At 57.7% G+C, this 11,963-nt stretch carries 6 protein-coding genes; 4 read left to right on the forward strand and 2 right to left on the reverse strand.

Annotation, left to right across the window (positions count from 1 at the left end):
- Positions 1-54 precede the first annotated feature (54 nt).
- On the reverse strand, positions 55-660 hold the full coding sequence (locus STSP2_RS01985) for a MarC family protein (RefSeq protein ID WP_146659377.1): 606 nt from the start codon (positions 658-660) through the stop codon (positions 55-57).
- Between the two features lie 48 nt (positions 661-708).
- Positions 709-1,095: a hypothetical protein gene (locus STSP2_RS01990; RefSeq protein WP_146659379.1), complete on the reverse strand. Its 387-nt coding sequence runs from the start codon at positions 1,093-1,095 to the stop codon at positions 709-711.
- 211 nt (positions 1,096-1,306) lie between these two features.
- Between STSP2_RS01990 and STSP2_RS01995 the strand changes: the two genes are divergently transcribed.
- The 4 genes from STSP2_RS01995 (at position 1,307) to STSP2_RS02010 (ending at position 11,959) form a co-directional block, all read left to right on the forward strand.
- Positions 1,307-4,702 carry a PD-(D/E)XK nuclease family protein gene (locus tag STSP2_RS01995; RefSeq protein ID WP_169852913.1) on the forward strand — a complete coding sequence of 1,132 codons (3,396 nt, stop codon included), beginning with the start codon at positions 1,307-1,309 and terminating at the stop codon, positions 4,700-4,702.
- Positions 4,695-8,384: a helicase-exonuclease AddAB subunit AddA gene (addA, locus tag STSP2_RS02000; RefSeq protein WP_146659383.1), complete on the forward strand. Its 3,690-nt coding sequence runs from the start codon at positions 4,695-4,697 to the stop codon at positions 8,382-8,384. The genes STSP2_RS01995 and addA overlap by 8 nt, the downstream gene beginning before the upstream one ends.
- 139 nt (positions 8,385-8,523) lie before the next feature.
- Positions 8,524-9,720, forward strand: coding sequence for a 6-phosphofructokinase (locus STSP2_RS02005; RefSeq protein ID WP_146659386.1), 1,197 nt, complete (start codon positions 8,524-8,526; stop codon positions 9,718-9,720).
- A gap of 325 nt (positions 9,721-10,045) precedes the next feature.
- Positions 10,046-11,959 carry a GLUG motif-containing protein gene (locus tag STSP2_RS02010; protein ID WP_146659388.1) on the forward strand — a complete coding sequence of 638 codons (1,914 nt, stop codon included), beginning with the start codon at positions 10,046-10,048 and terminating at the stop codon, positions 11,957-11,959.
- The last annotated feature ends 4 nt before the right edge of the window (positions 11,960-11,963 follow it).

Here is an 11,963-nt window from a genome sequence, read left to right on the forward strand (position 1 = left end):
TGTTATGAGCGATGATTTGGGGTGTGGAATTATTTGTCTGGTTGGGCTAAGACGTTAGCTGGGGGTGGTGAAGTAGGCTTTTAGGCCGGTGATCATCATGTGCACGCCGATGGCGGAGATAAACACGAGCATGATCTTGGAGAAGGCGGTGCTGACGAGGTCGCCGAGAAAGCGGTGAACCGGTTCGAGGAAGCGCAGGAGGAGCCAGAGGCCGAGGAAGATGGTTACTATGGCGGGGATTACGGCGAGGGGGCCGTGCTTTTCGAGCATTGTGAGGGAGGTGACCATCGCGCCGGGGCCTGCGAGGAGGGGACATGCGAGGGGTACACAGCCCAGTTCGGTGGCAGAGACAGCGGATTTGTTGATGGCGACGCCTTTTTTGAGGATGCCGAAGATGAGATGGTCGACTGCGGTGATGATAAGGAGCAGGCCGCCTGCGACCTGGAGGGCGGCGAGTTCGATGTGGAAGACGTGGTTGAGGATGGCCTTGCCCGCGAATGCGAAAACGAGCAGGACGGTCAGGCCGACCAGAACGGCGGTGTTGAAGGCTTTGGCTTCCTGGCCTTCGGGGACGTTGTCGGCGACGTGGAGGAACATGGGTATGTTGCCGATGGGGTCGACGATGGCGAAAAGGGCTACTAGGGCTTCGAGATAGGGCATATTTGTGCTCGTTCGGTTACCTTGTAATTGCGTATATGCGGATACTTTCTACTGGCGCGTGCGGCCCTGCTGGAGGGGGATTTCTCGGATCGCGCCTTCTTCTTCTGGCTGTTCGATGTCCAGGGCCTGTTCGATGCGTTCGAGGCGGGCGTTTATGGTGTCGACCTGAGCGGCGATGGTGTTGAGGGTCTGGACGTTTGATGCGACATCGGTGCCGATGACGGACATGTTCTGCTCGACCATACCCATATAGCGGTCCATTAGGCGTTCGTAGGCCTGGACGACCTCGACGACGTCGCTTCGGCGGGGCTCGATGGTGATGTCGGGTGTGACTTCGTAGTCGATGCCGTTGTTCGGCTGGGCGATTATGATGCCGATGAGTACGACGGCGGTCAGCGGCAGGGCGAGTATGGCGGTTTTTTTGCGGATGTCCATGATTTTCTCCTCGGTAAAAAAGCGTGTTCAAAACTTCGCAGAACGGATTTTTCGTGTATGCGGGTGATTATAACGCGCAGGGCGTTGTTGGCAAGAATATATGAACGCAGCGGCGCTTGAATCAGGCGTGCGGGTGTGGTAGAAATGTTTTTTATTGGCCGGCCGATAGATGGCGGGTCGGCGGGATCAACCATTTCGAGGGTCTTATCGTATGTCGGTACAATTCATACTTGGCAGGAGCGGGACGGGCAAGACGCGGTTTTGCCTGGACAATATTATAGGCGAGCTGGTCGGCGGGGACGGGTCGCGGCCGATGATACTGCTGGTTCCCGAGCAGGCGACGTACCAGGCGGAGCGGGCGATACTTAACGACGGCAGGGTCGGGGGGTATTCGAATCTGCGTGTGCTTTCGTTCGAGCGGCTTGAGTTTCATCTGATCGGCGGAGCGGCGGGCAATGCGGAGATATCGCGGATCGGGCAGGAGCTTGCGGTCGGACGGATATTGAATCAGTGCAGGGATGAGCTTGAGGTGTTCGGCGGCAGTGCGGGGACGGCGGGGCTGGCGAGCAAGCTGGCTAAGACGATAGTGGAGCTTCATCAGTGCGCACTGAGTGCGGAAGAGGTGGAGCGGATCGGCAGAGAGATGCGGGATGAGCCGGGCAATGAGACAGCGGGGCGGAAGTTCGCGGATATCGCGAAGGTATTTCGAAAGTACGTGGAATTTATGGAGGGCCGGTTCGTCAATCCTGATGTGCGGCTGAGCGAGGCGGTTGAGCATGTGGCGGATGCGGAATTCGTAAGGGGTGCGCGGCTGTGGGTTGACGGGTTCGCGAGTTTTACTGTGCAGCAGCGGGAGATGCTGGTGGAGCTTTTGCGGCATGCGGAGGGGGCGAGTATTGCGATGTGTCTTGATCCGGGGGCGATCGATCTGGAGCTGCGCGAGGAGCAGGTGGACGAGACGAGCATTTTTCACGTGACCGAGCGGACGTATGCGGAGCTGCGGGAGGTGCTGAGGCGGAACAAGATCGCGGTGGATGAGCCTTTGGTGCTGAGTGATGTTCGGCGGTTTTCACATGCTCAGGAGCTGGGGCAGTTAGAGGCGAATCTGTTCGAGGCGGGGCGTGCGGAAACGGTTACGGCGAATGGACGGGTGCGGGTTCTTGCGGCGGGCAATGCGCGGGCGGAAGTGGAGTGGATCGCGCGGGAGATCGTTCGGCTGGTGCGGGAGGAAGGGTATCGGTATCGCGATATTGCGGTGGTGGCGTCGGACCTGGGACGATACAGGCATTACGTGCAGGCGGTGTTCGAGGATCACGGGATCGCGTTTTTCATGGACACGCCGAGGAGCGTGCAGCAGCATCCGCTGGCGGAGTTTTTGACGGCGGGGTTGAGTTGTGTGACGCGGGGGTTTGCGAGCAGTGATGTGTTCGCGTATCTCAAGAGCGACCTGGCGGGGCTGAGCAGGCGGGAGGTTGACGAGCTGGAAAATTATTGTGTCGCGTTCGGGGTTGAGGGCGATGACTGGCTGCGGGGCGGCTGGTCATATGCGGGGGCGAAAGACAAGCGGTTCGATGAGGAGCGAGTGGAGAGTTTGCGGCGCAGGGCGGTTGGGCCTTTGGCGCGGCTGGCGAAAAAGCTCAACGGTGAAGATGGGATAACGGCGGGGGAGTTTACACAGGCGGTATTCGATTGGATCGGTGAGGTGGATGCTGCGGGGCGGATACAGGAATGGATCGGCGACGGCGGGGAGGACGAGACGGGAAGTGAGCATGGACAGATATTCGACAAGCTGGTTGATCTGTTCGATGAGCTTTGCGAGATATACGGCGGGGATGAGCTGGCGGGGGAGGAATGGGCGCAGGTGCTTTGCGAGGCGATGGGGAAGTTGACGCTGAAGCTGATACCGCAGCGGCTGGACGAGGTGCTGGTGGGTTCGATAGATCGCAGCAGGCATCCTGAGCTGAGGGCGGTGTTCCTGGCGGGAGTGACGCAGAAGCAGTTTCCGGTGGTGGTTTCGTATGATTCGATATTGACGGACGATGACCGGGCGGCTGCGGAGGAGCGGGACGTTGTGCTGGGCGGACAGGTGAGCGAGCAGTTGACGGCGAGGCAGTACCTTGCGTATATCGCGTTCACGCGTGCGTCGGAGCGGCTGTATGTGACGTATCCGCTGACGCAGGACGAGGGTAAGGAGTGTGTGCCGTCGAGTTTTGTTCGGAACATCGAGAGGCTCTACAGTGATGTGGAGGTTGAGCGGATCGGCGGGGCTGCGGACGGTCTGCAAGGCGTGGTGAGTTATGCGGGGCTGGCGGATTTCTTGTGTCAGCGACTGAGCAGGGACGTTCGCGAGGAAAGCGAGGAAAGGCGGACGCTGCGTGGGCTGGTGGATGCGATGTGCGTTTCGGATGATGAGCGGATGCGGGAGGTGGGGGAGCTGGTGAAGGATGCTCTGGAGTATGCGAACGAGGCGGAGCTTGCCGATGGGATCGCGGGTGAGATATTCGGTGATGAGCTGCGGAGTTCGGCGAGTCGGCTGCGGACGTTCGCATCGTGTCCGTACAAGTATTTCGCGCAGTATACGCTGGGACTTGCGGAGCGCGCGGAGGCGGGGTTTGAGCCGGTGGACCTGGGGAGCTTTTATCACGAGGTGCTGGAAGGTGTTTCGAAGGAGCTGATCGGGAAGGGCAGGAGTTTCTGCGATGCGGAGGACGAACTTGCGGTGATGGTGGAGAAACAGGCGGAAGAGATAATCGAGGCGAACGGGTCGCTGTGCAATTTTGCGGGGAGGTCGGCGTACAATAAATTCATGATCGGCTCGGCGGTGGAGGTACTGAAGGATTGCGTGGCGGATCTGCGGCGGATGGATAAGGCCGGGGCGTTTCGGCTGACGGCGGTTGAGAAGGAATTTGGTAAGGACGATGTGCCGTGCGAGGTGGGGCTTGCGGACGGGCGGCGGTGCAGGCTGCGGGGAAAGATCGACCGGGTGGATGTGGCGGAGATCGAGGGCAGGAAGTATGCACTGCTGTTCGATTACAAGCGAAAGGAGCAGAAGGTCGAATGGGACAAGCTGTACTATGGGCTGGACGTTCAGTTGGCGGCGTATATGATCGCGGCGAAGCAGTTCATGGCGGGCGAGGTGGACGATGTGGCGGGTGCGTTTTATGTGCCGATCGAGGCGGGGGCGGTGAAGGGGTCGCTGGAGAAGCGGGAGGAGGCGGGAGAGAAGTTTGCGCGTAAGAGCAAGGGTATTGTGAACGGTGAGTTCTGCGAGGGGCTTGACGCGGGGGCGGAGAAGTGGGATCCGTACTACAATTTTTACGCGGGGAAGAAGGGGCCTTACGGACATTACAAGAACAGTTGTGCGGTGCGGCCGAGTGAGATGGAGCGGGTGCTGGGGCATACGGAGGGGAAGATCGCGGAAATCGCTGAGAGGATATTTGGCGGTGAGATCGCGATCCGGCCGATACGGCTGAGCAGTTTTGTGCCATGCGAGTGGTGCAGTTTTAAGCCGGTGTGCAGGTTCGACGGACAGGTGAACGAGTACGAGGTGCTGGGCAAGATGAACAAGGAAGATTTCATGAACGAGACGGGGGCGGACGATGAGTGACGGGCCGAGATGGACGAAGCAGCAGAGGATGGCGATAGAGACGCTGGACCGGGATGTGCTGGTGACGGCGTCGGCGGGGACTGGTAAGACAGCGGTGCTGTCGCAGCGTTGCGTGGATATACTGGCGGACGAAAAGGACGTGACGGAAGTGGAGCGGATGCTGGTGCTGACGTTTACGGAGGCGGCGGCGGAAGAGATGCTGGCGCGGATCGGGACGGAGCTGCGCAAGCGGTATCAGCAGGGGCGGAGTGTACACTTGAAGAGACAGATGCTGATGCTGGACGCGGCGTATATCAGCACGATCGACTCATTCTGTAATCGGCTGGTGAGCGAGCATTTTCATAAGCTGGGCATCGATCCGACGTTTCGGATAATCGACAGGGACGAGCAGAAGCTGCTAAAGAGCGAGCTGCTGGATGCGACGATCGAGCAGGCGTGGAACGATGAGACGATTGTGCCGGCGATACATCAGTTGCTGAGCGGGAGGAACGTGCAGAGCAGCGGGCGGGGATTTCTGCGGAACATTATTTCGGCGAGCGAGTTTCTGGACAGCGTTGCGGATCGGCAGGGCTGGTTCGAAAGGGCGCGGCTGCTGGCGGGGACGGAGTGCCTGGCGGAGACGGAGCTCGCGGATGAGCAGCGGGAGCTACTGGCGGAGAAGCTCAAGGAGCAGCGGGATAAGCTCGAACACGCGATCATGATAGACAGCGTTATGTGCGGGGGGTTCTGGGGTGACTGGATACGGCAGGAGTACGTGGAGTTCGTAGATGAGTGCATGGCGAGCTGTTTGCGGGGGGATGATAGATTTACTGAGCTGCTTGGGGAGTTTTCGGGGCCGAGGTTCAAGTCCGCGCCGAAGGGGGAGGTTACGCGGGAGGCGAAGGATCTGGTCAAGGAAGTGATCGATGATGTGAAGGGCTGTCTTAAGGAGATGGCGGAACTTGCGATAGTGAACGGGCGGTACGAGGAGATCGTTGCGCGCGAGGCGGCGGGGCAGACGCAGTTGATGCTTCGGTTGGTGGAGATGTTCGATGCGAATTATGCGCGGGCGAAGCGCGAGATGAACTGTTTGGATTTTGCGGATTTGGAGCATTTGGCGCTTCAGTTGCTGCGGAGCTCGGAGCGGATCCGTGGGCATTACCGCGAGAAGTTTCGCTATATTTTCGTGGACGAGTACCAGGATACGAACACGCTGCAGAACGCGATACTGGCGGAGTTGGCGAAGGGGGACAATACTTTTGTGGTGGGGGATATAAAGCAGAGTATTTATGCGTTCAGGCAGGCTCGGCCCGAGATATTCATGGAGCGGCTGGGCAGTGCGGGTGACAGTCTTGCGGACGGCGGTTCGCTGCGCGTGGATCTGAGTGACAACTTCAGGTCGCGGGAGGGTGTGCTGGATTTTGCGAATACGGTGTTCGGTCGGGTGATGAGCGAGGGCATGGCGGGGCTCGGGTATGACGAGCGGGCGATGCTGCGGGCGGGGTTTGAGTATGAGGATGTGGCGAGTATCAGCGGGGACGGAGCGGACGGGGCTGTTGTGGAGCTGAAGCTGATCGACGAGACGGAGAGTGATGGCGCTGATCCGGCGGACGGGGCGGTGACGAAGATCGAGAGGCAGGGGGCACTGATCGCTGAACGGATCCGACGGATGGTCGGGGGTGACGGGGGAGGCGCGGAGTTCAAGATCTATGACCGGCACGCGGAATGTTACCGGGATGTCGAGTACGGGGACATTGTGATATTGATGCGGTCGCCGGGCGCGCGGGGCGGGGAGCTTGCGGATGTATTACAACTTGCAGATGTGCCAGTGAGCAGCGACAGTTCGGTTGGGTATTTCGATACGACGGAGATAACGGACGCGGTGTCGCTGTTGAAGGTGCTGGACAATCCGCAGCGGGACATCGAGCTGGCGGCGGTGCTGCGGAGCCCGGTGTTCGGTGTGACGGACAGTGAGTTTGCGCGGGTGCGGATGGAGGCGCGTAAGGAACGGGGCGACGAGAAGGTGAGTTTTTATGAGGCTGTGGTTGGTTATGCAGAAGCGGGGGAAGAGGCAGCGCTTGCGGGGAAGCTGCGGGCGGTGCTGGAGAAGCTGCGCGAGTGGCGGTCGCAGGCGAGGCGGGGGAGCCTGGCGGATATGCTGTGGCGGTTCTATCGTGAGACGGGATATCTTTCGTATGTGTCGGCGCTGGCGAACGGCAGGCAGAGGCGGAGCAATCTTTTAAAACTGCATGACCGGGCGATAGAGTTCGAGGGGTTCGCGAGCAATGCGGGCGGGACCTCGCTGACGCGGTTCGTGGAATTTATCGAGCGGCTGTTGGCGGAGGAGGGCGACTGGGCGCCGGCGCAGAACGAGCAGGCGGGCGAGAACGCGGTGCGGATAATGTCAGTGCACCGGAGCAAGGGGCTGGAGTATCCGGTGGTCATTCTGGCTGAGCTGGACAAGCAGTTCAACACGCAGGATCTGATCGGGGACTGTGTGCTGGATGAGAAGAGCACGATGGGGCTGAAGGTGGTCGATGCGGAATCGGGAGGTAAGTTTGACAGTATCGCGAGGCAGGTGATATGCGAGAAGGCGAAGCGGACGCTGCTGGCGGAGGAGCTGCGGATTTTGTATGTTGCGATGACGCGTGCCCGGGAGCGGCTGGTGCTGGTGGGGTCGAAGAAGGCGGACAAGGTACGGCAGATCGTACAGACATGCGCGATGTTCGACGGCGGGGGTGTGGCGGACTGGCTGCTGCGGAAGGCGAAGAGTCATCTGGACTGGATACTGTACGGGGTGGGCAATCATGCGAAGCTGGTAAAGATGTTCGCTGTCGAGAGCGAGGGTGCGATGATGAACGGGGAATTGTTCGCGGCGGAGATGGTTGAGCGGGATGATCTGAGCGCGGAGGTTGCACGGCTGAGGGAGCTGGGCAGGGGGAGTGAAACGGTCGAGGCTGAGGAGGTCGGCGGGGAGATGGTCGAGCGGGTGAAGGAGGTGGTCGGGTGGCGGTATCCGTGGGAGGGGGCGGCGGAGCTGCCTGCGAAAAGTTCGGTGAGTGAGTTGACGCATCGGGATGATGAGTTCGCTAAGATGGACGTTAGCGGTGCGCTGGGTCGGCAGCCGAGGGCGGTTGCTGGGGGGGATGGCAAGGCGAAGGCGAGCAGGGCGGATCGAAAGCTGCTGGGGACGGCGACGCACCTGGTGTTCGAGATGCTGGATGTGGACGGGGGTGTGGATGAGGATGCGGTGCGGGAGACGGTCGCGCAGCTTGTGGAGGAGGGGTATATACCGGCGGATATCGCGGAGGGGATAGACGTGGAGTCGGTGCTGGCATTCTTCGAGAGCGGGATCGGGAGTACGGTCTTCGAGGCGGACAGTGTGGTGCGGCGGGAGTGGCCTTTCACTTACGGCGTGGACGGAGGGAGGCTCACGGCCGGCAGTGAGGGCGAGAAGATCGTGGTGCAGGGTATTGTGGACATGGTGATCGAGAGGCCGAGCGGGCTTATGATCGTGGACTTCAAGACGGACAACGTGCGCGGGGATGCAGTCGCAGAACGTGCGGCGGGGTATGCGGAACAGGTGAGACATTACGCTGCGGCGGCTGGCGCGGTACTGGGCAGGCCGGTGGAGGGGGCGTATCTTTATTTCGCGACACCAAGGGAGATGGTGGAAGTGGAGCTGGGGAGTCGGACGGACTAAATGCGGGCAAGTGGTCGGGTTTGGCCTTGCCAACAGCACTGAAATCGGTATAATCGCGCTTCGATTGTATGTGTACGCCGGCGGTTGCGGTGTGCGCACGGGAGAAAATATCAACGTTTACTGAACGGAAAGGTTTGACATGGCTAACGCAGTTGTGAGTCAATCAGGCGGTCCTACCGGCGTTATCAATGCGTCACTGGTGGGCGTTATTGAAGAGGCACGGAATCACCCGGACATCGATACGCTTTACGGCGCGGTTCACGCTGTTGCCGGTATCGTGAAGGACGAATTCATCGATCTGACCGACGTTTCGGACGAGACGCTGGAGATTCTTGCGGCGAGCCCGTCTTCGGGTCTTGGCAGCAGCCGGGACAAGCCGGACAAGGCATATGTCGAGAAGATGATCAATGTTTTCAAGAAACGCAATATCGAGTACTTCTTCTACATCGGCGGTAACGATTCGGCGAATACATGCTACATCGTCAACCAGGTAGCTGACGAGATGGGTCTGGATCTCAAAGCGTTCCATATCCCGAAGACGATCGATAACGACCTTCGCGTTACGGATCACTGCCCGGGTTACGGCACCGCGGCTAAGTTCGTTGCATGTGCACTGATGGGCGATGACCTGGATAACAGGGCTCTTCCCGGCGTTAAGATCGACGTAATTATGGGACGTGAGGCTGGCTGGCTGACTGCTGCTACGGCGCTCGGCAAGCAGCGCGACGACGACGGCCCGCATCTGCAGTACTTCCCGGAAAAGCCCGTATCGATGGAAAAGATGGCGGCGGATATCAAGGCTGTTTACGACAAGCTGGGTCGCTGTGTTGTGGCTGTTTCGGAAGGCATTCGTGCTGAGGACGGCAATCTTTGGGGCAAGAAGCTGCAGGAAAATGCGGAAGTCGACGCACACGGTAATGTTCAGTTGAGCGGAAGCGGCGCACTGGCAGACTTCCTGGCGACAGAGATCAAGAGTCGCCTGGGTATCGCTCGGGTTCGGGCGGATACTTTCGGCTATCTGCAGAGGAGCTTTGCGGGTCTGCAGAGCAAGACGGATGCGGAAGAGGCTCGCAGGTGCGGTCGTCAGGCTGTGATCTACTCTAAGGACAATGACAACGGTTCTGTCGCGATGAAGCGTGTCGGCACGGGCAAGGACTACAAGATCGAGCTGTTCATGACTGAGCTGAAGAACGTTGCTGAGCACACGAAGGATCTTGACGAGAAGTACATCAACAGCGAAGGCAACGGCATTACCGAGGCGTTCGTGGATTATGCGATGCCGCTGGTAGGCGATCTGCCGAGAACCGAGTACCTGGGAAACAGGCCCAAAGTTTAATCAGAGGTCCGAATGCTGGATGACAATATAGCCGTGACGAGTGTTTGTCCGTTGCGGAGGCTGATTTCATGGCGCCCGATGCGTTTTGACGTAAAGCTTTGTTGATAAGCGAGTTGTGAAATCAGATGATAAATGTGAGCCCGCGTCATTTTATGTGACGCGGGCTTTTTTACGTTCAATAACTAATTCAAACGGTATACAACTTGTCGTATTTGGACATGTTGACGATAGTTGTTGACTTTTCGACCCGGAAAGCCTATACTATATAGCGTATTGTTGATAAGGCACAGGTCGATAATGACAGGTCATTCTTTAGGAGGAAATCATGAAAGCTTCATATCTTGCTCTACTGGTTGTGGTTCTGGCGGTTTCTGGGAGCTGCTGGGCTGTAAATGTTTCACTTTCGGATCTGACCGCTGAGGGTTCGGGCTATTCGTACAGCTATTCGCTGGATTTTGGTGATATGGTGAACGGCTCGACAAAGTTCACTGACGATTCGACCACCCGCTTGAACGTCAACGAGGTCCAGAGTTTTATGGCACTTCCGCCGGCGACTCCTGACGATCGCTGGATACAGGCGCAGCAGGGGGACGGTTTTGCGCGGATAGTTTTTGTCTTCGATTTTTCCGGTATCGATGTGTTTCGCAATCAAAGGGTCTGCAACATAAACATCAAGTCTTTCAATGTTCGCGACAAGCTGCAGATGGCCAACAACAACAGTCTGAGCGAAAAATCCCGGGTTTCTACTGGCTGGAGCTATGAAAATTTTGCCTATAACCCGCTAAATGAACTGAGCACGCCTACCCGGTCGACGATACCGGCTGTACGCGTTTTCGAAGACAGAATATCGACGCCGGGCTACAGACAGCGGATATATTATGAGGTCCGTTTCTACTGCGATGACAGCAACGGGTTCGATGAAGCGCTTTCGAGATGGAACAGTCTCAACTATACAGACACCGATCACTTCAAGATCGATTTTGAGCTGACGGTGGTTAATAGTCCCGCGGGCACATATGAAGGCGGCAGCGGCACAGCGGAGGATCCGTTTCTTATAGCAGACGCGGATCAACTCGATTCTGTGGGGAATTATCCGGAGGATTATGACAAGCATTTTGAGGTTATCGATGACATCGACTTGTCAAAGAGGAGTTATTCGGAGGCTTTGATTGCGCCGGACGGCAGCGGCAGCAGCGGATTTCAGGGTACCGCTTTCACCGGCAGTTTCGATGGTAAGGGGCACGTCATAGAGGGCCTGACGATACGAACACCGTTCGATAGCTCTGACTACCTGGGTTTTTTCGGCAGATGTGAAACCGCGCAGCTCAAGAATATATTTCTTGAGGACTGCGTGATAGCCGCCAGAAGTACAAATACGAAGATCGGCTGTTTGTCGGCATCTAATTATGTTACCACGGTTTCCAACTGTCATGTGAAAGGCCGAATTTTTGGCGACGACAGCGTGAGTTACGTGGGGGGACTTATAGGAATATCCCAGACGGGCGGGAGTATGTACAACTGCTCCTTTGAGGGTCTTATAAAGGTCCGCAACGACTCGAATACAATCGGCGGGCTGGTAGGCGGGTGCGTGAATTATACATTGAACAAGTGCCGAGCTGACGTGAACCTGCAAACGAGTTCCTCATGCAATTATGTAGGCGGACTGATCGGTCAGTGTGTCTATGGTTACAATATCCGACGGTGCTATGCTGAAGGTGAACTCAAGAGCAGATATTCTGATAGAGTAGGCGGACTTATGGGTTCAATGAACAGCTACTCGCTGACCAACTGCTATTCGGCAATGGATATTAGCACGTATAACACCAGTTCGACTTCCTTGGGCGGACTGATAGGTCAGGGCACTAATCTGGATCCTTTTGACGCGTGTTTCTGGGACGTCGACAAGGCGGGAACCAGTGACGGCGTCGGCGACACCGACAATGATGAAACAACTTACCCCGATCCTGATCCGTCGGGCATGTATGGACTGGCGACGGGGATTATGGTCCAGCAGTCCACTTATACGTCGATGGGCTGGGACTTTGCGGGTGAGACCGCGAACGGGCCTTATGATTTCTGGGTCATGTTTGAACAAGAGACGTATCCGATGTTTACGGGTGAATGTTTTGCAAGACCCGCGGGTGATATAAACGGGGACTGCAGATGCAATATGAGTGATCTTAGCGTACTTGCGAGCAGTTGGCTGGAAACGGGTCTGCTCGAAGAGATTCTTTATTAGAAGG

Source organism: Anaerohalosphaera lusitana (assembly GCF_002007645.1).
GTDB classification, from domain to species: Bacteria; Planctomycetota; Phycisphaerae; order Sedimentisphaerales; family Anaerohalosphaeraceae; genus Anaerohalosphaera; species Anaerohalosphaera lusitana.